Genomic DNA, 20,624 nt, shown 5'->3' with positions numbered 1-20,624 from the left:
GGCCCCTCGCGCTCCCCGGAGTATTTGGACAAAGAAGAAGGGGTCAGGCGCCGAGGCGCGGGATTTTGTGGTGGCCGGTGGCAAAGCCGATGTGTTTCTGTTCCATGTAGAACTCGAAGCTCCAGTCGCCGCCGTCACGGCCGATGCCGCTGGATTTGACGCCGCCGAACGGGGTGGGCAGGTGGCGGACGTTTTCCGAGTTCACCCAGATCATCCCGGCCTCCAGCGCGTTGGTGAAGCGCAGGGCGCGGGTGAGGTCATTGGTCCAGACGTAGCCAGTGAGGCCGTATTGGGTGTCATTGGCCAGTGTCAGAGCCTCATCTTCGTCCTTGAAGCGGATCGCGGTGAGGACCGGGCCGAAGATTTCCTCCTGCGCGATGGCCATATCGCTGGTGGCATTGGTGAACAGGGTGGGGCGGACAAACCAGCCCTTGTCTCCGGCGCGGGTGCCGCCGGCGGCGATGGTGGCGCCCTCGCGTTTGGCGGTCTCGAAGTAGGAGGTGACCTTGCCGAAATGCACCTTGTGGATCAGCGGGCCGACCTCGGTGGCCGGGTCCAGCGGGTGGCCGACACGGATGCTGTTGACGCGGTCAATCAGCCTGGCCTCGAAATCATCGGCGATGCTTTCCTGCACCAGCAGGCGCGAGGAGGAGGTGCAGCGTTCGCCGTTGAGAGAGTAGATCATGAAGATCGCGGCATCCAGCGCGCGGTCGAGGTCGGCGTCGTCGAAGACCACCACCGGGTTCTTGCCGCCCAGTTCGAAATGCACGCGCTTCAGTGTGTCGGCGCCCTGTTTCATGATCATCGAGCCGGTTCTGGACTCTCCGACAAAGGCGATGGCCTTGATGTCCGGGTGTTCGGTGAGGGCTTTGCCGGCGTCTTCGCCAAAGCCGTTCACCAGGTTCCAGACGCCCGCGGGCAGGCCCGCCTCATGTGCGATTTCGGCCAGGATGCGGGCGGTCAGCGGCGAGAATTCGGCCGGCTTGTGGACCACTGTGCAGCCGGCGGCCAGCGCAGGTGCGATCTTCCAGGTCGACAGCATAAAGGGCGTGTTCCAGGGGGTGATCACGCCCACCGGGCCGATCGGCACCCGGGTGGTCACGTTCATCAGGGTTGGCGACTGCAGCTGCTGGCCGTCGCGGGCGGCGGTGGCCTTGTCCGCGAAGTAGCGGAAGTTTTCGGCGCCGCGCAGCGCGGCCTTGGACATGAAGCGGATGGCCTGGCCGGTGTCCCAGCATTCGCAGAGCGCGATCTCTTCGGCGCGTTCCGCGATCAGATCGGCGATGCGGTGCAGGATGGCCCTGCGCTCCAGCGCCGGCAGGTCGCGCCAGGCGGGAAAGGCATCCCTGGCGGCCTGGGCGGCGGCGGCGATATCCGCGGCACCGCCCCTGGCGACAGTGCCGATCACGCTTTCATCCACCGGCGAAGAGGTTTCGAAGGTGGCGCCGGAGGCGGCCGGGCAGCTTTTGCCTGCGATCAGGTTCTGGATGCCGGCCTTGCGGAAACGGTCGAGGCGGCGGTTCAGCGTTTCGATGTTGGTGGCCAGGTCGTTCATCACGGGTCCGCCTTCTGCATGTGGTCGCGGATGGTGCCGCATTTGAGGGAAAGCTCGGGGTCTATGCCGCGCATCTCCAGCGAGAGTGCGATGGAATGCTGCTGCATCGCCGGTTCGAGGAACGCCCGGGCGGCGTCGAACACCGCGCCGGCCGCGCGTTTGCGGGTGTCCATGTCACGGCCGTCCCGCAGCCGGATGGAAATGTCGATATAGCCGTGCCGGGGATCGCCGTTGGCAATCGAGACGTGACTGGCTGCAAACGCACGGACCCGGATGCCAGCCAGCGGAAACACACCGGTGGCCGCTGCTGCCTGCCTCAGGCGGCTGCACAGGCCGCCAATGTCGGTGCGCTCCTCCATGTTGGGGGAATAGTCCAGCGTGATGTGCGGCATATCCGGCGCTCCCATGATTTACTTAACATGTGTAGCAAATATGCAGCCTTGTGTCAAGCAGAAGAAATCCAAGCGGCAATTGCGTTTACCGGGAAGCGGGGTGATAATCGGGCATGACAAAGATGATGCCGGCCACAGACCGTTCCCTGCCGATTGCCCTTCTCAGGGCGCGCGAGCGCGTGATGGGGCCGATCCGTGCCCTGCTGAGCGGTGCTGATCTGACCGAACAGCAGTGGCGGGTGCTGCGGGTGGTGCAGGAGTCCGGGCCGATCGACCCGACTCAGATCGCCGACAAGGCCTGCCTGCTGCTGCCGAGCCTGACGCGGATCCTGCAGAAGCTGGAAGAGAAGCAGCTGATCAGCCGTGCGCGCGACCAGGAGGACCGCCGCCGCCAGGTCGTGCGGATCACCGCGGGCGGAGAGCGGGTCATTGCCGACAACATTGACGCGAGTCTGGCGCTGATGGACCGCACCCGGGCCAGGATGGGGCCGGAGCGCTATGAGGCGCTGCTGGACCTGCTGAATGAGCTGGACCAGATCGACCTGTCGGAGTGAGTCGCCGCTGACGCATATGGCGCGGATGCCGGGGCGGGTGACGCAAACCGCGCGGCGGCCGTTGATTGGCTGAATTCCCAAACTCACCCATGTTTTTCTTTTTATTCCAGTTGTTTGCGCGTTGTGTAGCGCAGGGGTTGCGCCGCGGGGCATGCTGCACCTGCATGGGTGAATTCCTGCCGATGGCGCAAATGGCGCAGCCGGTGTCCGAAATCGCTCTGTGAATTGCCGCATTTCTCAACAAACCTGTCGGGGACAGTTGAGAGGACATCATGCGGTATTCCGGCCTGAAAGTGATCAAGGAGGCCCTGACGGGCCACAAGGGATGGCGCCCGACCTGGCGCGATCCGGAACCCAAGAAAAGCTACGATGTGGTGATCATCGGCGGCGGCGGGCATGGGCTGGCGACAGCCTATTACCTGGCCAAGAACCACGGCATCACCAATGTTGCGGTGATCGAGAAGGGCTGGATCGGCGGCGGCAACGTCGGCCGCAACACCACCATCATCCGCTCCAACTACCTGCTGGACGGCAACGAGCCGTTCTACGAGCTGTCGCTGAAGCTGTGGGAAGGGCTGGAGCAGGACTTCAACTATAACGCCATGGTCAGCCAGCGCGGCATTCTGAACCTGGTGCACACCGATGCGCAGCGCGACGCGGCACGGCGCCGGGGCAACGCGATGATCCTGAACGGGTCGGATGCGGAGCTGCTGGACACCGACGGCGTCCGCGCGATGTATCCGTTCCTGAACTTCAACGACGCGCGCTTCCCGATCAAGGGCGGCCTGCTGCACCGCCGCGGCGGCACTGTGCGCCATGACGCGGTGGCTTGGGGTTATGCCCGCGGGGCGGATCTGCGCGGCGTCGATATCATCCAGAACTGCGAAGTGACCGGCTTCAAGATCGAGAACGGCAAATGCCTGGGTGTTGAAACCACCAAGGGCTTCATCGGCGCCAACAAGGTGGCGAGCTGTGTTGCCGGCTCGTCGAGCCGGGTGATGGAGAAGGCGGGCATGCGCCTGCCGATCGAGAGCCACGTGCTGCAGGCGTTTGTGTCCGAGGGGCTGAAGCCGGTGCTGGACGGGGTGATCACCTTTGGTGCGGGCCATTTCTACTGCAGCCAATCGGACAAGGGCGGGCTGGTGTTCGGCGGCGACCTCGACATGTACAACTCCTATGCGCAGCGCGGCAACCTGCCGGTGGTCGAGGACGTGATGGAGGGCGGCATGGCCCTGATCCCGGCGCTGGGCCGGGTGCGCATGCTGCGCAGCTGGGGCGGCATCATGGACATGTCGATGGACGGCTCCCCCTTCATCGACAAGACCCATGTGGACGGACTCTATTTCAACGGCGGCTGGTGCTATGGCGGGTTCAAGGCGACCCCGGCCTCGGGCTGGTGCTATGCGCATCTGCTGGCGACGGACACACCGCACAAGGTGGCCTCGGCCTACCGGCTCGACCGGTTCCGCCGCGGCTGCATGATCGACGAAAAGGGCCAGGGCGCCCAGCCGAACCTGCACTGAGGAAAGGAAGAAGACGATGATTATCAACCATCCTATCCTCGGGCCGCGGGACAGCCAGGAGTTCACCTATCTGGGTGACGCGGCGCTGATCGACCGGCCCGACTGGCAGGCCGAAGACGCGGCGGATCAGTTTCACGATTACCTGTACCTGCGCGACAACCCGGCGGGCGAGCACCGCGAACTGTGGTTCCACGAGCAGGGCGACCGGTCCTGGCTGGTGGTGACCCGCAATACCGTGACCCATGAAATCCTGAATGTCGAACTGGCCCGTGATGCGGCCCGGGCGAGGGGGCGCAGCAAATGACTGAAGCAGTGATGAAAGCCGGAATCGCGGCCTTTCAGGCCGATGGCAGCACCGGGGCCCGCAAGGGCACCCAGGTGAACCGCCTGGACGGCGGGCTGATCAAGGGCAGCAAGGCGCTGACCTTCACCTTTGACGGCAAGAGCTACAAGGGGTTTGAGGGCGACACGCTGGCCTCGGCCCTGCTGGCCAACGGCGTGCGGCTGATGGGCCGCTCGTTCAAGTACCACCGCCCGCGGGGCGTGCTGACCTCCGGCTCGGAAGAGCCGAACGCATTGGTCGAGCTGCGCAGCGGCGGGCGGCAGGAGCCGAACACCCGCGCCACCACCGCTGAGCTGTACGATGGTCTGGAAGCCAATTCGCAGAACCGCTGGCCGACGCTGAAGCATGACTTCATGGCGGTGAACGACCGGTTCTCGAACTTCCTGACCGCGGGCTTCTACTACAAGACCTTCATGTGGCCCGCGGCGTTCTGGGAAAAGCTGTACGAGCCCATCATCCGCAAGGCGGCCGGTCTGGGCAGCATCAGTTTCGAAGCGGACCCGGATGCCTATGACAAGGGGTTCCTGCACTGCGATCTGCTGGTGATCGGGGCCGGGCCGACCGGCCTGATGGCGGCGCTGACTGCGGGCCGGGCCGGCGCGCAGGTGATCATCGCGGATGAGGATTTCCTGCTGGGCGGGCGCCTGAATGCCGAGACCTTCGGTATTGGCGATCTGACCGGATCAGCCTGGGTGGCAGGCGTGCAGGCCGAGCTGGCGGCGATGCCGAACCTGCGGGTGATGCCGCGCACCACCATCATCGGCGCGTTCGACCATGGCATCTATGGCGCGGTGGAGCGGGTGGCCGACCACGTGCTGGCGCCGGAAGCGGGCAAGCCGCGGCAGATCCTGTGGCGGATCTATTCCAAGCGGGCGATGCTGGCAGCGGGTGCCACCGAACGGCCGATCGCGTTTGAAAACAACGACCGTCCGGGCGTGATGCTGGCCGGTGCGGTGCGTGCCTATGCCAACCGCTGGGCGGCAACGCCGGATCAGACGGTTGCGGTTTTCACCAACAACGACGACGGCCACCGCACCGCGGCGGACCTGATCGCCAAGGGCGTCAAGGTGACGGCGGTGATCGACACCCGCCCGGATGCGCCCAAGGTTGAGGGGGCTGAGCTGTTTGCCGGCGCCCAGGTGATCGACACCAAGGGCCGGCTGGGGCTGGAATGGGCGCGCGTGCGCCTGGCCAACGGCAGCACCCGCGACGTGCCCTGCGGCGCGCTGGCGGTGTCCGGCGGCTGGAACCCGAACGTGCATCTGACCTGCCACCAGCGCGGCCGCCCGGCCTGGCGCGAGGATATCGCGGCCTTTGTTCCGGCGGGCGAGCTGCCGCAGAACATGTCCGTGGCGGGGGCCGCCAATGGCGATTTCTCGACCGCTGCCGCGCTGCGCGCCGGGGCCGAGGGCGCGGTGGATGCGTTGTCGAAACTGGGGATCAGCGCAAAACCTGCCGATCTGCCGGAGGCCGAGGATGCGCCGGTCAACGTAACCCCCTTCTGGTACGTGAAGGAAGGCAAGGGCCGCGCCTGGCTGGACCAGCAGAACGACGTCACCGTCAAGGACGTCAAGCTGGCGCATCAGGAGAACTTCCGCTCTGTCGAGCACCTGAAGCGCTACACCACGCTGGGCATGGCGACCGATCAGGGCAAGACGTCGAACATGGGCGGCCTGGCGATCATGGCCGAACTGGCGGGCAAGCAGATCCCCGAGGTCGGCACCACCATGTTCCGCCCGCCCTATACGCCGGTGTCCTTCGGGGTGATGGCAGGCCGCTCGGTCGGCGAGGAATTCCGCCCCACCCGCAAGACCCCGAGCCACAAGTGGGCCGAGGAGCAGGGCGCGGTGTTTGTCGAAGTCGGCCAGTGGCTGCGCGCCCAGTGGTTCCCCAAGCCGGGTGAAACCCACTGGCGCCAATCGGTGGACCGCGAGGTGCTGCAGACGCGCAACTCTGTCGGGGTCTGTGATGTGACCACGCTGGGCAAGATCGACGTGCAGGGCAAGGACGCGGCCGAGTTCCTGAACAAGATGTACGCCAATGCCTTTGCCAAGCTGCCGGTGGGCAAGGTCCGCTACGGGCTGATGCTGCGCGAGGACGGCATTGCCTATGACGATGGCACCGCGGCGCGCTTTGCCGAGGATCATTTCGTGGTGACCACCACCACCGCCAACGCAGTTCTGGTCTACCGCAACATGGAATTTGCGCGCCAGTGCCTGTTCCCGGACATGGATGTGCAGCTGATCTCGACCACCGAGGCCTGGGCACAGTTCGCGGTGGCCGGTCCCAACGCCCGCAAGCTGCTGCAGAAAGTGGTGGATCCTGAGTTCGACATCTCGAACGAGGGCTTCCCCTTCATGGCCTGCGGCGAGATCACCGTGGCGGGCGGCTGCCGGGCGCGGCTGTTCCGGATCTCCTTCTCGGGCGAGCTGGCCTATGAAATCGCGGTTCCGACCCGCTATGGCGATGCGCTGGTGCGCAAGCTGATGGAAGCGGGCGAGGAATTCGGCGTGGTGCCTTACGGCACCGAGGCGCTGGGTGTCATGCGGATCGAGAAGGGCCATGCCGCCGGCAACGAGCTGAACGGCACCACCTCGGCGCTGAACCTCGGCATGGGCAAGATGGTCAGCAAGAAGAAGGACTGCATCGGCAATTGCTTAAGCGAACGCGAAGGCATGAACCAGGAGGATGCGCTGAAGCTGGTTGGCTTCAAGCCGGTGAACGCGGCGGATCCGGTGCAGGCCGGGGCGCATCTGATGAATGCCGATGGCGAGGTCAGCGCGGCCACCGATCAGGGCTATATCACCTCGGCGGCCTATTCGCCGGTGCTGGGCTGCGCGATCGGGATCGGCTTCCTGAAGCGCGGCGACGCGCGCAAGGGCGAGGTGATCCGCGCGGTCAACCCGCTGGAAGGCAAGGAAGTCCAGGTCGAAGTTGTCAGCGCGCATTTTGTGGATCCGGAAGGGGAGCGTCTCCGTGGGTAAGTTTGACGGACATAATCTGAAAGCAATCCCGCCGCTGGGCGGGGATGAGCCGCGGGCGGACGCCTTTACCGGGCTGCTGATCCGCGAGGTCACCGACCGGGCGCTGGCCTCGCTGGCGGCGCGCCAGGGGCAGGGCGATGCACTGCAATCGGCGGCGCAAGCCTATCTCGGCGGCGCCCTGCCGGCCCCGGCCAGCTGGAGCGAAACCGGTGCCTATGCCGCCTGGTGGATGGGGCCGGACCTGTGGATGGTCTCTGCGCCGCATGACAGCCATGAGCTGATGGCGGGCGATCTGAAACAGGCGGTCGGCGACGCCGGATCGGTTGTCGAGCAGACCGACGGCTGGTGCCGTTTCGACATCGAGGGGCCGCGCTGCTTTGACGTGCTGGAGCGGCTGTGCAACGCCAACATCCGGGCAGGCAAGGCGGGCGACGCCACCCGGACCTCGATGGAGCATCTGGGCGTCTTCCTGCTGTGCCAGGAGCCGGGGCAGAAATACGCGGTTATCGGGCCGCGTTCCTCGGCGGGCTCGCTGCATCACGCGCTGGTGTCGGCGGCGAAATCGGTGATCTGACCAGACCCCCCGGAAAAATGCGCAGGCGCTCCCGCTCAGGGGGCGCCTGTTTCGTTTGGCGGCAGCACGACAAAATCCGCGGCTGCCGGGCTGGCGGCCCAGGCTTTGCAGCCCTGCACAAACGCGCTGACGATACGGCGCGGGTTTTCGCGGTGGTAGCCGGCCGCCAGCTGCAACGGCGCGCCGGCGTCGCGCAAGGGCCGGGCAGTCAACCGCTGCCCGCCATAGCTGAGGTCGGTGGCGGGGCGCATGTTCAGCACCGCGCAGCCGTGGCCGGCGGCCACCATGCCGCGCACCATTTCGGTTGTATTGGCTTGCACAACGGTGCCCGGGCGGCGGCCCAGGGTTTCGAAAAGACGCTGCTGGTAATCGCTGACCATGGGCCTGTTCAGCGCGATCAGCGGCTCGTCGGCCAGATCGGCGAGACTGAGGTCCGTGCGCGCAGCCAGCGGGTGGCCGGGATGGAGCAAGGCATAGGCCGGGGCTTTGAGCAGCACTTCGTATTCGATCTGCGGGCAAGTGCCGTCGGGGACAAACAGGATCGCGTCAAAGCGCCCGTCCTGCAGGCCGGCCTGGGCGGCGTCGTTATGGCATTCCTCGAGATTCAGGCTGACCTGCTGGCCGGAGGCCAGAAACGGAGCCAGGATCTGCGGCAGGAAGCCCGGCGCCACCGGCGCATAATACCCCAGCCGGAAACTGCCGCTGAATTCGTGCTTCAGCTCGGCGCCTTCTGCAAGGACGGTGTCATATTCCTCCAGCAGGCGGGTGAACTTGCGTGCCATTTCCTGCCCCGCGCGGGTCGGCGCGATGCCGCGGGCGCGGTGGCGGGTGGCGAGCTGCAGCTGGAACCGGGCTTCGACCTGATCGATGGCCGCTGACACCGCCGAGGCGGCGACATGCAGTTCCTCTGCGGCGCGGCTGATGTTGCCGTGGCGCAGGGCGGTGGTGAAGTACCGCATCGCTTTGAGTGTGACGGGCATGCCTATCCTCTGAAATTCCGGGGAAGGTTAGCGAAAAGTTCTGTTTTATAAAGATGAAAAACCGCGTCAGGCTGTCCGGACCCCGCAGGAGGATGGATTGATGAGCGAACAAGAGCTGAAAGGCTGGCACCACTTGCCGCCGCTGCCGCTGCAGACGTCGCCGCTGTTTCAGTGGCCGCCGCGCCCGGTTGCAGCGCTGAAGTGGTGGCTAAGCGGCTGGTTTCTGATCTCGGAGAAACTGATCATCGCCGGGATTGCGTTGATCTCATTCTGCTGGTTTCAGCCGCCGCTGGAGCAGAGCCGGCACTTGGGGCTGGACTGGATCCTGCCGGTGTACCTGCGCAACCTGGTGCTGATGGGCGGGGTGGCCGGGCTGCTTCATGTGTATTTCTACAGTTTCACCGCGCAGGGGAAGCGTCTGAAGTACGACCCGCGGCCGCTGATGAAGAGCGGCCGCCAGTTCACCCTGGGCGGGCAGGTCCGCGATAACATGTTCTGGACGATGACCAGCGGCGTGTTATTCTGGACCGCTTATGAGGTGCTGATGTTCTGGGCCATGGCCAACGGCTATGCCCCAATGATCACCTGGGCGGCGCATCCGGTCTGGTTCATTGCGCTGTTCTGGCTGATCCCGATCTGGGAGAGCTTCTATTTCTATTGGATCCACCGGCTGCTGCATCTGCCGTTCTTCTACAGGCATGTGCATTCGGTGCATCACCGCAATATCAATGTGGGCCCCTGGTCGGGCATGTCGATGCACCCGGTGGAGCATGCGATTTTTCTGGGGTCGGTGCTGATCCACTGGCTGGTGGCGGCGCACCCGGTGCATATCCTGTACCACCTGCAGTTCAATGCGCTGACCGCGGCGACCACCCACACCGGGTTCGAGGGGCTGCTGATGAAGGACCGGAACCGGCTGAATCTGGGCACCTTTCACCATCAGATGCATCACCGGTATTTCGAGTGCAATTACGGCTCGCTCGAGGTGCCGTGGGACAAGGTGTTCGGCTCATTCCACGACGGCACGGTGCAGGCGGATGCGGAGATCAAAGAGCGCCGGAAACGGATCACGGGCGGCTGACACCTGCGGCCTTCCGGGGCAGGTGTCAGGCCGAGGGGATAGGCCGGTTGTCCTGCACCCGGAACAGGTTCACCTTGCGGCGTTCCTCCTGCGGGGTGACGCCGAAGCTTTCGCGGTAGTGCTGCGACAGGGTGGAGGAGGTCGCATAGCCCACCGCGTTGGCGATCGAGGTGATCGAGTCGCGGGAATACATCACCAGCTGCCGCGCCGCGTTCATCCGCAGGGTGCGGTAATAGATCGCCGGGCTTTGGCCAGTGGCGGATTTGAAGCTGCGTTCAAGCTGGCGCGGCGAGACGCCGATTTCGCTGGCGGCGTCGCGGATCGAGACCGGATGTTCGAGGTTGTCGGCAAACAGTTCCACGGCCTTGGCCACCGGCGGCGGCAGGCTGTCGGCGGTGCTGTCGGTCTTGAACGCGGGGATTTTCTGGCGCACGCCTTCGGCCCGGACCATCGGGTGCTGGAACCAGCAGGCGACCTCGGTCATCACCGCGTCGCCCATGGCCTGTTCGATCAGCTTCAGGGACAGGTCGAACATTGCCGCGGCACCGCTGGCGGTATAGCGGCGGCGGTCCAGCACGATCACATCGTCAACGGTGGCGAGCGACGGGAATTCGGCGGTGAAAGCGGCCTTGTAGCACCAGTGCACCGAACAGCTGTGCCCGTCCAGCAGACCGGAGCGCGCCAGCGGAAACACCCCGCCCGAGACCGCGCCCATGGTGCTGCCGTGGCGGGCCAGGTGGCGCAGCTTGCCGTTGGAGCTCTTGGGGTCTTCGAATTTGCCCTGCGGGCTGGACAGCAGAAAGAGCGTGTCGACGTCGTCGGCCTGGTCCAAAGAGCAGTCGGGCTGAAACGCCACATTGGCGGAGGCGTTGACGCTGGCACCGGTCTCGGAAACCAGTTTCCAGTGAAACGTCTCGGTGCCGGCAATTTCATTTGCCGCCCGCAGGGGTTCGATGGCCGACGTCAGGCAGGCCATTGGGAAGCCGGGAAAAATCAGAAAGCCGAGTGTCATGGTGCTATCGCGCTGCATAGGGTGGATATTAGCTTGCGAAGAGGGATTCGCACAGCAGCGAAGGGGTGCCTGCGCCGTACAGGAAGGGAAAACGGCGCAGGCGTATCTGCCTAGTTTTGCAGATATGCTTCCAGCGAGTCGTCCAGGGCGTCCTTCCACGGGGTGTGGTGCAGGGGCGCCATGGTGCCGGTGATGACCGATTTGTAGGAGTGGTTGCGGAAGGCCATGATGTCTTCGGCCTTGTGGCCTTTCCACTCGTAGAACGCCTGGCAGGCGCCCGCCACGTCGAAGGTCGGGTAGTCGGTTTCCTCGATCAGCTCCAGCACGTAGTCGCCCTGGTACTTGATCGCGTATTTGACGTCGTCCGAGGCTTCCTCGCGCTCGACGCGCTCCTGGACATCGGCCAGCATGGTTGCCTTGTCCGAGGGGATCTCGATCTTGCCCATGATCGCGTCGCGGACCCACCAGGCCTGGGCGTCGAACATGTTGAAGGTGAACCACTGGTCCTGCATGCCGAGGTAGAACATCTTGGGGTTATGGGCAAAGACCACGCCCTTGTAGAGATCGGCGGTTGCCAGGCGGTTGGAGGTCTTCAGGCGCAGATCATCCGGCAGGAAGCTGAAGAAGTGCTTGTAGCCGGTGCACAGGATGATGGCGTCGAAATCCTTCTGGGAGCCGTCGACGAAGGTGGCTGTGTTGCCGCTGACCGATTCCAGCCCGGGCTTTTCTTCCCAGTTGTCCGGCCATTTGAAGCCCATCGGGGCCGAGCGGTAGGAGGAAGTGATGGAATTGCAGCCGTATTTCCAGCACTGCGAGCCGATGTCCTCTGCCGAATAGGAGGCGCCGAGGATCAGGATGTCCTTGCCCTTGAATTCGCGGGCGTCGCGGAAGTCATGCGCATGCAGCACGCGGCCGTTGAAGGTGTCGAAACCGGGGTAGAACGGCACATTCGGGGTGGAGAAGTGGCCCGAGGCGCAGATCACGTGGTCGAAGTCTTCCTTGTAGGTGCTGTCCTTCTCGTGGTCGTGCACGGTGACGGTGAAGTTGCCCTTGTCCTCGTTGTATTCGACCCAGCGGATCGGCGAGTTGAAACGGATCCACTTGCGCACATCGGCCTTTTTCACCCGGCCCTCGATGTAATCGAACAGCACCGCGCGCGGCGGGTAAGAGGCGATCTGCTTGCCGAAATGCTCCTCGAAGGAATAGTCGGCGAATTCCAGGCCCTCCTTGGGGCCGTTGGACCACAGGTAGCGGTACATCGAGCAGTGCACCGGCTCGCCGTTTTCATCCAGGCCGGTGCGCCAGGTGTAGTTCCACAGGCCGCCCCAGTTGTCCTGCTTTTCAAAGCAGACAATGTCCGGAATCTCTTCGCCGTTGTTGGCGGCGGACTGGAATGCGCGAAGCTGGGCCAGGCCGGAGGGGCCGGCGCCGATGATGGCAATACGTTTCTTGGTCATGTGGCTCTCCTATTGGTATGGACCAATATTATGGTTTGGTTCTTTTGGTCTGGTCCAATTAGGTCCAAAATTGCACCGCCGAGTCAACATATTTTCACGCAAGGAATATGATTTTTCTCGGATTGGACTGGCGAGGCAGAAAATTATTGTTAGGATTCAAAGAATGAAGACGACGAGTTTTGCGCATCAGCTGGCCGCCCGCGCGGCGCTGCCCCGGCTGTCGGTCGGGATGACAGAATCAGTGAACATCGGCTTTCTCGGTCCGCTTTCGGGCCGGGTGGAGAGCTGGGGGCTGCCCGGATTGAACGGCTGCCGGATCTGGGAGGACGGGCTGAACAAGGCCGGCGGGCTGCTGATCGGCGGCCGCCGCTACCCGATCCGCATCCACTCCTATGACTGTGGCTACGACCCGGAACGGTCGCTGGAGGGTGCGGTGGAGCTGGTCGAGAAAAACAAGGTCAAGCTGATGCTGATGCTGGGCGGCGACACCTTTGCGCCGGTGCGGGATTTCCTGATGCGCAGCAAGGTGCTGACCTCGACGCTGCTGCCGACCGACCTGTCGCCGGACACGCCGTATCTGATTGCGCCGAGCGAGGCGCATCCGATCCAGAACGTGACCGGGGTGGCCTGGCTGGCGGAGACCCGGCCGGAACTGCAGACCGTGGCCCTGTGCAGCCAGGCCGACCTGCTGGGGCTGCCCGCGCAGGCGGTTTACCGGGCGGCGTTCAAGGCCGCGGACAAGACGATCCTGCGGGAAGTGCAGTATGATCCGGGGTCCAGCGATCCGGGGCCGGTGGTGGACCCGATGCTGGAGAGCGGCGCCGATATCCTGTGCTGGTGCTCGTCCTATGCGCCGATGGTGCATGCGATGACGGAATATGCCTACGCCAAGGGTTTCAAGGGCCAGATCATCAGCTGCACCATGGATGGCTATGACCAGCTGATCGAGCGGACCTCGCCGGAGTTCATGGAAGGGGTGGTGTTCCAGTTTCCGGATTTCGACGATCCGATGCTGCGGGAGAAGGCGTTTTTCTTCAACCGGCCGCATGTGTTTTTCGAGGAGTACAACCGCCGTTTCCCCGGCAGCTGGTCGGCGGTGAGCTGGGAATATGTGGCGATCCTCGACATCTGGCACAGCGCGGTGGAAAAGGCGGGCTCGGTGGCGCCGCTGTCGGTGCTGGCGGCGATGAAGCAGCTGGGCCATGTGACCCATGCCTTTGGCCATGCGGAATGGTGGGGCGAGGATATCTTCGGGATTTCCAATGCCTTGGTCGGCGACTGGCCGGTGGTGACCATCCAGGAGGGCAAGGCGCGGATTGCCGCGTTCAAGTCGATCCCCGGCTGGCTGGCGCAGCATTCGAGCCTTCTGAAGGCGGAAATGTCGGCGCTGGGCCAGCTCTGGCACCAGCGCCTGGAGAGCGGAGCGCCGGGCAGCGAAGTGAGTTCGCGCGCGGTGCGGAGCTCGGACGCGGTCTCATAGTCCCCGCACCGCTGGTTCGGCAGGCCTTTCGCCAGCGTGCAGCGGCGGCGCCGTAGGTGCCGCCGGTTCCAGGGGTATCGGGATGCGGCCGGCCGGAGCAAAGACCGTTACGTTCAAATGGCAAGGGCTGCGGCGGCAGACCAGCCGCGCGCGGCGCAGGGGGGAATGGCTGAGCGGGCTCAAATCTCCTGAAGCAGCAGTTTCTGCTCGTCGATCAGGTGCAGCTTGATGAATTCAACCGCGGATTCCACATCGCGCGAGGCGATGGCGTTGAACAGCGTGTTATAGCGTTTCTGGTATTCCTGCATCCGCTGCGGCGTCAGGTGGCGGCGGCGCAGCGCGGTCCGGTAGGACAGGCGGCAGGCCTCGATCGTCAGCTCGTAGCAGGAGTGCAGCAGCGGGTTGCCGGAGCCCTCGGCGATCTTGCGATAGAGATCCTCCTCGGCCTCGATGAATTCGCCCGGATCGGTGCGCACGGCTTCCACCCGGGAAAGGATCTGGTCCAATTCATCGATCTGCCGCGGTGTCATGTTGATCACCGCCAGGCGGACCAGTTCCGGTTCCAGAATGCCGCGCACCACCAGGTGGTCGAGCGGCGACACCTCCCTGGCGAGGGAGGAATAGGAGGTCTCGGGCTTGGGATCGGAGCGGAATTTGACAAAGCTGCCGGAGCCCGGGCGGCGGTGGATCACGTTCTGGCTGGCCAGAACATCCAGCGCCTCGCGCACGGTATTGCGGGCAACGCCCAGTTCCGAGGCCAGCGTGCGTTCCGATGGCAGGCGGGTGTCGACCGGGTAGGTGCCGGCCTTGATGCGGGCAAACAGCGTGTCGATCACCACCTGCACGGTAGCGCCCACCGAATGGGTGGTCAGGATTTGCGAGGTGGTCTCTTCCGCTGAGCTCATGATCTGTTTTTCCGGGCCGGCCGAGCGGGAGAATCCCCTGCTCCTGATTGCTGTGACAAGGGTGCAAATACCGGTTTAGGCGGCCGGAGCGCAACCGTTTGACACAGCTGTGTTTGGCTTTCAGCCTAGCGGTTCCTGCGCCGGACGGCAAGAAATCTGACGAAATTGGTTCTTAAATTGGTTTCTTCCCTGCGTTTTTAAGATGAGCCGCAAGGGCATGTTTTTATGCCGTTTTTGGGACGCATACTGCCGCAAATCCGTGCCCGTGGTTCAATTTTGGTGCCTTTTCGGCCCGCAAAGTGAAAGAAAATTTCTTGGAGGTGAACCATCCTGCTGCTAGCCTTGGTCCAGGATGGGTCCAATTTGGGCCAATTGGTTCAACGGTGTTGGGCTGGCATCAAGATCCCCGCGAGGGAGGATCCGTCCCGCAGAACACACCGCCGGAAAAAACGGGCGGGTCCAACATGGGAGAGAAAAATGATTTCCAAGATCGTGAAATCGGGGCTGACCCGCAGGACGTTCCTCAAGTCGACAGCGGTCACCGCGCTGAGTGCCGGGCTGCCGGGCGCGTCGCGGGCGGCGGGCAGTACCATCAGGATTGGCTTTCTGGCGCCGCTGACCGGCGCGGTGGCAGCCTGGGGCAAGCCCGGGCTGGACGGCTGCCAGATCTGGGCGGAACGGGTGAATGCCGCCGGCGGCATCAAGCTGGGCGACGGCAGCCATGAAATCGAGTTCGTGTCCTATGACAATGAATACGACCCGGCCAAGGCGCGCACCGGCGCCACCAAGCTGATCCGCGAGGATGGCGTCAGCTTCATCATGATGCTGGGCGGCGACACCTGGCCCGGCGTGCAGCCGGTCGCGGACAAGACCGGGATGCTGTTTTCGACGCTGCTGCCGTCGGACCTGTCGCCCGACACCAGCACGCTGATTGCGCCGGCCGAAGTGCATCCGATCTACAATGTGACCGGGGTGGAATGGCTGGCCGAGAACAAGCCCGAGCTGAAGACCGCGGTGATGTGCGCGCAGGATGATGCGCTGGGGCTGCCCTCGGTTGCGACTTATCTGGCAGCGTTCGAGGCGGCGGGCATCGAGATGCTGGACGCGCCGCTGCTGTTCGATCCGGCAACCACCGATTTTGCGCCGGTTGTGACCCGGCTGATCAGCAAGGATCCGGATATCGTCTGCCTCGACACCTGCTACAGCGACTATGTGCACCCGATTGCCGAGCAGCTGTTCCAGCAGGGTTTCAAGGGGCAGATCATCTCCTGCACCGCGGATTTTTATGATCAGATGATTGCCAAAACGTCGGAAGAGTTCATGGAAGGCTTTGTCTTCCAGTTCCCGGATTTCGATGATCCGGCGCTGAATGGCAGCAACATCAACTTCACCGATCCGAACGGGTTCTATGCCGAGTACAACAGGCGGCACCCGGGCCAGTGGGGCGCGGTGAGCTGGGAATATGCCTCGATCATGGACCTGTGGAAGGCGGCGGCGGAGAAGGCCGGGTCGGCCAGCCCGGACGCGGTGGCGGCTGCGATGAAAGACGGCAAGGGCAAGCATGCATTCGGCGATGCCGATTGGTGGGGCACCGAGCTGTTCGGCATCGACAACGCGCTGGTCGGCGACTGGCCGGTGGTGGCGATCGAACAGGGCAAGGCCCGCATCAAGGACTTCCGCTCGATCCCTGACTGGTATGCCAAACACGGTGACCTGCTGGTGAAGCACATGCAGGCCTACGACCAGATGTGGGATCAGCGCAGCTGATCCTTGCAGGCAGGCAACCCCGCGGTGCGGGCCCTCTCCCCGCACCGCAGACCGACTGATCAAAGAGACAATCCGATGCTGGACCTTCTGGCGCAGACCGGCCTCAACGCCGTGTATGCTGCGAGCTATATTTCCCTTGTTGCTGTGGGACTTGTGCTGATTTTTGGCGTCATGGGGGTGATCAACTTTGCCCATGGCGAACTGTTCATGGCGGGCGCCTATGCAGTGGTGGCGCTTTATGCCGATCTGAATGTGCCGTTCTTTGCCGCGGTGGCCATCGGCCTGCTGTTCGTGGGCTGCCTGGGCCTGTTGATGGAGAAGGCGCTGTTCCGGCCATTGAAGACCAACCCCCTGGGCGGGCTGGTGGCCTCGATCGGCTTTCTGATGATCCTGCAGGCGCTGGCGGTGATGGGGTTCGGCGTGCGGATGGAGCATATCCCGCCGGTGACACAGGAGGTGATTGCCTTCACTGACAAAGTGCGGCTGCCGGTGGCGCGGCTTTATGTGATCGTGGCTGCCGTGGTGCTGCTGTCGGCGCTCTGGTATTTCCTGAAGCGGACCAGGTTCGGCTGGGCGCTGCGGGCCTCGGCGCAGGATCCGGAAGCGGCGGCGCTGCAGGGGATTTCGATCGTCCAGACCGCCAAGATCGCCATGTTCATCGGCGCGGGGCTGGCGGGGATCGCCGGAGCGCTGACCGCGCCGCTGGTCTCGGTCAATCCGCATATGGGCCATTCGGTGATCGTCACCGCCTTTATCGTCATCATCGTCGGCGGGGTCGGCTCGCTGGAGGGGGCCATCGTCGCGTCCATCGCCTATGCGCTGGTGCATACGTTTGTCACCACCTTCTATGACGGGGTGCTGGCCGACATCGTTGGGCTGTCGCTGATGCTGGTTGTGCTGATCGTGAAGCCGACCGGCCTGTTCGGGAGTGCGGACCGTGCCTAAGTTCCTGATTTGGACCGCGGCGCTGGCCGCGCTGATCGCCCTGCCGCATGGCCTCAGCTTCTCGCAGCAGGAAATCCTGGTGTTCCTGACCATCAACGTGCTGCTGGTCGCCAGCTACCGGTTGCTGACCCTGACCGGCGAATGGTCATTGGGGCATGTGGTGATCATGGGGGTCGGGGCCTATTCCTCTGCCCTGCTGACCAAGAAGCTGGGGGTTTACGTACCCGTCTCGATGCTGCTGGGCGGGGTGATTGCGGCGCTGATCGCGGTGCTGCTGTCGTTCCCGCTGTTCCGGATGAAGGGGTTCTATTTCCTGATCGGCTCCTTTGCCGCGGGTGAAATCATCCGTCTGCTGTGGAAGCGGTTCCGGGATCCGTTCGGCGGCGCCAAGGGGATCAAGGGGATCGATCCGATGCCGGATTTCTCGGCCGGCTTCTACCAGTTCGATTTCTTCGAGCCGGCCTCATACTACTATTTCGCGGGTGCTGTCGTGGCGGTCTGCCTGTGGATCCTGTGGCGGATCGAGAAATCGCCGGTCGGCCTGACCTTCCATGCGGTGCATTGGCAGGACAAGCTGGCGCAGGCCTCAGGTGTGAATGTGCGGGCCTACCGGACGCTGGCCTTTGCCATTGCCTCGGGCTTTGCCGGCATCTCGGGGGCGCTGCTGGCGCATTATGTGGGCACCATCAATCCCAACGCCTTTGACATCGACCTGATGGTTTATGTGCTGACCTGGGCGATTGTTGGCGGCACCGCCACTTTCTATGGCCCGATCCTGGGCTGTGTGGTGCTGACCGTCATCAACGAGATTGTGCTGCGCGAGCTTGGACTCGAGCAGATGCGGCCGCTGATCTATGGCGCCATCATGATCCTGTCGATCCTGTTCCTGCCCAATGGTCTGGAAAGCATCGTGCAGAAATTCACTCAGAGACGCGCCGCGGGCGGCGCGCCCGAACGGAGGCCGGCAGAATGACCGATTTTCTCGAAGTCAAAGATCTGACCATGCGGTTCGGCGGCCTGACGGCGGTGGACAATCTGTCGTTCAAGGTGGCGCACGGCACCATTCACGGGCTGATCGGCCCCAACGGGGCGGGCAAGACCACGACCTTCAACATGATCTCGGGCTTTTACAGGCCCACCGCGGGCCAGGTGCTGCTGCGCGGCGAGGACATCTCCGGCCTGCAGATGCATGAGGTGGCCCGGCGCGGGGTGGTGCGGACGTTCCAGCATTCGACCCTTTTTGCCGAGCTGACGGTGCTGGAGAATGCGCTGGTCGGCACCCATATGCCGTTCCGCCCCAACATCTTTGCCGCCATCATCGGCTGGGACAAGGAGGACCGCAGCGGCGCCGGGGCGCGGGCCAGGGAGGCGCTGGAGTTCTTCGGCCTGGATCATGTGATGCACGAACGGGCCGGCGATCTGAGCCACGGCCACCAGCGGGCGCTGGGCATGGCGGTGGCCTATGCCAGCCACCCGGATGTGATCCTGCTGGATGAGCCGTTCACCGGGATGAACCCGGAGGAGACCCGGCAGATGATGGACCTGATGGAGCGCTTGAAGAGTGACGGGATCACCATCCTGATCGTCGAGCACGACATGCAGGCGATCATGGGGCTGTGCGACAACATCACCTGCATGAGCTTTGGCAAGTTCCTGGCCGAAGGCGGCCCGCAGGAGATCCGCAACCACCCGGCGGTGATCGAAGCCTATTTGGGAGGCGCGCGCCATGTTGCTTGAGATGAAGAGCGTCGCCGTCAACTATGGCAAGATCAACGCGATCCGGAACATCTCGGTTGCGGTGCCGGAGGGCAAGATCGTCACCATCATCGGCGGCAACGGGGCCGGCAAGACCACCACCCTGCGGGCAATGTCGGGAATGCTGCCGATCACCGCGGGCAAGATCACGTTCGAGGGCAGGCGGATCGATCATCTGCCTGCGCATAAGGTGGTGGCCAACGGTATCGCCCATGTGCCGGAAGGTCGGCGGATCTTCCCGGACATGACGGTGGAGGAGAACCTGCGCACCGGGGCGTTCCTGCGCAAGGACAAGGATGCGGTTGAGGAGGATCTGGAGGATGTTTTCAAACGGTTCCCGCGTCTGCGCGAACGCCGTACCCAGATGGCCAGGACCATGTCGGGCGGCGAGCAGCAGATGCTGGCGATCGGCCGGGCGCTGATGTCCAAGCCGCGGCTGCTTTTGATGGATGAGCCCTCGATGGGGCTGGCGCCGGTGATTGTCGAGGAGATTGCCCGGATCGTCGAGGAGATCAATGGCAACGGGTTGTCGGTGGTGCTGGTCGAGCAGAACGCCGAACTGGCGCTGGAACTGGCCGATTACGCCTATGTCCTGGAAACCGGAAATGCAGCAATGGAGGGCCCTGCAGATGAGCTTCACGGCAATGAACACGTCCGCGCCGCGTATTTGGGGCTTTAAGGCCGACGCAGAGATGCGGGCCGCGCGCGAGGCTGGATGGTCCCGTGCAGACCTGGCCTGGGAGCGGCTGATGGAACGGGCGCTGGCGGAGGAAGGCGCGGGCCGGCCGCACCAGGCGGTGCGGCTGTTCCAACTGGCGGATGTGCTGGCGCGGGTGGTGTTTCCGGCGGCTGACCTGCGCCGGGCTGCGGCGCCCGCCAATCTGGCTGTGCTGCAATTCCGGGCAGGCGCTCCGGCAGCGGCGGAACAGCTTCAGGCCCGCGCCCTGCGGGTCTGGGCGGCGGCGGAGGGGCAGGTTGCGCGCATGCATATCGCGCCGCGCAGCCGGTCCTCGCTGTTTCACCTGCGGATGGAGGCGCTGCACCGGGATACCTACCATGCCAACCTGAAAACCCGGGTGGGGCGGATTGCAGCGGAAACCGGCGAAACGCTGCGCAGCCTGACCTCGGGCCGGGCGGCATTGCACCGGCACGCCAGCCGCTGGCGCGGAGAGAAACCCACGGTGTTTGACGGCACCCGCAAGGTTCTGGGGGCCTGCCTGCTGCTGCTCGACAAGTGACATGCCCCGGGCCAAGCGCGCCTGTCTGCAGAAACCCGGGTCCGGCGGCCCGGGTTTCCGTGTCTCCGGCTTTGCGACC

General features: G+C 64.1%; 19 protein-coding genes. 13 read left to right on the top strand and 6 right to left on the bottom strand.

What is annotated here, in order from left to right; genetic code table 11:
- Positions 1-43: 43 nt before the first annotated feature.
- Positions 44-1,555, bottom strand: coding sequence for a 5-carboxymethyl-2-hydroxymuconate semialdehyde dehydrogenase (gene hpaE, locus OKQ63_RS18765; protein ID WP_264211539.1), 1,512 nt, complete (start codon positions 1,553-1,555; stop codon positions 44-46).
- Complete coding sequence (locus tag OKQ63_RS18760) at positions 1,555-1,947, bottom strand: 5-carboxymethyl-2-hydroxymuconate Delta-isomerase (protein ID WP_264211538.1); 393 nt, start codon at positions 1,945-1,947, stop codon at positions 1,555-1,557. The genes hpaE and OKQ63_RS18760 overlap by 1 nt, the downstream gene beginning before the upstream one ends.
- 113 nt (positions 1,948-2,060) lie before the next feature.
- Between OKQ63_RS18760 and hpaR the strand changes: the two genes are divergently transcribed.
- The 5 genes from hpaR to OKQ63_RS18735 all read left to right on the top strand — a co-directional run bounded on the left by hpaR (position 2,061) and on the right by OKQ63_RS18735 (position 7,925).
- A complete protein-coding gene (gene hpaR, locus OKQ63_RS18755; RefSeq protein ID WP_264211537.1) occupies positions 2,061-2,501 on the top strand; it encodes a homoprotocatechuate degradation operon regulator HpaR in 441 nt (146 codons plus the stop codon).
- 272 nt (positions 2,502-2,773) lie between these two features.
- Positions 2,774-4,024 carry a sarcosine oxidase subunit beta family protein gene (locus tag OKQ63_RS18750; RefSeq protein WP_264211536.1) on the top strand — a complete coding sequence of 417 codons (1,251 nt, stop codon included), beginning with the start codon at positions 2,774-2,776 and terminating at the stop codon, positions 4,022-4,024.
- Positions 4,025-4,040: 16 nt separating this feature from the next.
- A complete protein-coding gene (locus tag OKQ63_RS18745) occupies positions 4,041-4,328 on the top strand; it encodes a sarcosine oxidase subunit delta (protein WP_264211535.1) in 288 nt (95 codons plus the stop codon).
- Between the two features lie 11 nt (positions 4,329-4,339).
- On the top strand, positions 4,340-7,351 hold the full coding sequence (locus tag OKQ63_RS18740; protein ID WP_264213951.1) for a sarcosine oxidase subunit alpha family protein: 3,012 nt from the start codon (positions 4,340-4,342) through the stop codon (positions 7,349-7,351).
- The gene (locus tag OKQ63_RS18735; protein WP_264211534.1) at positions 7,344-7,925 is read left to right on the top strand and encodes a sarcosine oxidase subunit gamma; all 582 of its coding nucleotides are present in this window, start codon (positions 7,344-7,346) and stop codon (positions 7,923-7,925) included. The genes OKQ63_RS18740 and OKQ63_RS18735 overlap by 8 nt, the downstream gene beginning before the upstream one ends.
- A gap of 35 nt (positions 7,926-7,960) precedes the next feature.
- Here OKQ63_RS18735 and OKQ63_RS18730 read toward each other — a convergent pair whose 3' ends face one another.
- Positions 7,961-8,905, bottom strand: a complete 945-nt coding sequence (locus tag OKQ63_RS18730) for a LysR family transcriptional regulator (protein ID WP_264211533.1) — start codon at positions 8,903-8,905, stop codon at positions 7,961-7,963.
- 100 nt (positions 8,906-9,005) lie between these two features.
- Here OKQ63_RS18730 and OKQ63_RS18725 point away from each other — a divergent pair, with 100 nt between their 5' ends.
- Positions 9,006-9,986, top strand: coding sequence for a sterol desaturase family protein (locus OKQ63_RS18725; RefSeq protein WP_264211532.1), 981 nt, complete (start codon positions 9,006-9,008; stop codon positions 9,984-9,986).
- Positions 9,987-10,011: 25 nt separating this feature from the next.
- Here OKQ63_RS18725 and OKQ63_RS18720 read toward each other — a convergent pair whose 3' ends face one another.
- Together OKQ63_RS18720 and OKQ63_RS18715 are read right to left on the bottom strand one after the other, a co-directional pair.
- A complete protein-coding gene (locus OKQ63_RS18720; protein ID WP_264211531.1) occupies positions 10,012-11,016 on the bottom strand; it encodes a GlxA family transcriptional regulator in 1,005 nt (334 codons plus the stop codon).
- 92 nt (positions 11,017-11,108) lie between these two features.
- Positions 11,109-12,455, bottom strand: a complete 1,347-nt coding sequence (locus tag OKQ63_RS18715; RefSeq protein WP_264211530.1) for a trimethylamine monooxygenase — start codon at positions 12,453-12,455, stop codon at positions 11,109-11,111.
- A 163-nt stretch (positions 12,456-12,618) separates the two neighbouring features.
- Here OKQ63_RS18715 and OKQ63_RS18710 point away from each other — a divergent pair, with 163 nt between their 5' ends.
- Positions 12,619-13,935 (top strand): ABC transporter substrate-binding protein, encoded by a 1,317-nt coding sequence (locus OKQ63_RS18710; RefSeq protein WP_264211529.1) that lies wholly within the window; start codon positions 12,619-12,621, stop codon positions 13,933-13,935.
- Positions 13,936-14,114: 179 nt separating this feature from the next.
- On the opposite strand, the gene OKQ63_RS18705 is transcribed toward OKQ63_RS18710, so the two are convergent.
- A complete protein-coding gene (locus OKQ63_RS18705; protein ID WP_264211528.1) occupies positions 14,115-14,840 on the bottom strand; it encodes a FadR/GntR family transcriptional regulator in 726 nt (241 codons plus the stop codon).
- Positions 14,841-15,317: 477 nt separating this feature from the next.
- On the opposite strand from OKQ63_RS18705, the gene OKQ63_RS18700 reads away from it, so the two are divergent.
- From OKQ63_RS18700 to OKQ63_RS18675, 6 genes are all read left to right on the top strand, one after another.
- Positions 15,318-16,607, top strand: a complete 1,290-nt coding sequence (locus OKQ63_RS18700; protein WP_264211527.1) for an ABC transporter substrate-binding protein — start codon at positions 15,318-15,320, stop codon at positions 16,605-16,607.
- Between the two features lie 75 nt (positions 16,608-16,682).
- Positions 16,683-17,552: a branched-chain amino acid ABC transporter permease gene (locus OKQ63_RS18695; RefSeq protein WP_264211526.1), complete on the top strand. Its 870-nt coding sequence runs from the start codon at positions 16,683-16,685 to the stop codon at positions 17,550-17,552.
- Entirely contained in the window at positions 17,545-18,525 is a 981-nt protein-coding gene (locus OKQ63_RS18690; protein WP_264211525.1) for a branched-chain amino acid ABC transporter permease, read from the top strand. Before OKQ63_RS18695 ends, OKQ63_RS18690 begins: the two co-directional genes overlap by 8 nt.
- Entirely contained in the window at positions 18,522-19,289 is a 768-nt protein-coding gene (locus tag OKQ63_RS18685; RefSeq protein WP_264211524.1) for an ABC transporter ATP-binding protein, read from the top strand. The genes OKQ63_RS18690 and OKQ63_RS18685 overlap by 4 nt, the downstream gene beginning before the upstream one ends.
- Positions 19,279-19,986 (top strand): ABC transporter ATP-binding protein, encoded by a 708-nt coding sequence (locus OKQ63_RS18680; protein ID WP_264211523.1) that lies wholly within the window; start codon positions 19,279-19,281, stop codon positions 19,984-19,986. The genes OKQ63_RS18685 and OKQ63_RS18680 overlap by 11 nt, the downstream gene beginning before the upstream one ends.
- A complete protein-coding gene (locus tag OKQ63_RS18675) occupies positions 19,937-20,545 on the top strand; it encodes a tetratricopeptide repeat-containing protein (protein ID WP_264211522.1) in 609 nt (202 codons plus the stop codon). Before OKQ63_RS18680 ends, OKQ63_RS18675 begins: the two co-directional genes overlap by 50 nt.
- Positions 20,546-20,624 lie beyond the last annotated feature (79 nt).

The organism is Leisingera thetidis, from assembly GCF_025857195.1.
Classification (GTDB): Bacteria; Pseudomonadota; Alphaproteobacteria; order Rhodobacterales; family Rhodobacteraceae; genus Leisingera; species Leisingera thetidis.
This window is presented reverse-complemented; position numbering and strand designations above follow the sequence as displayed.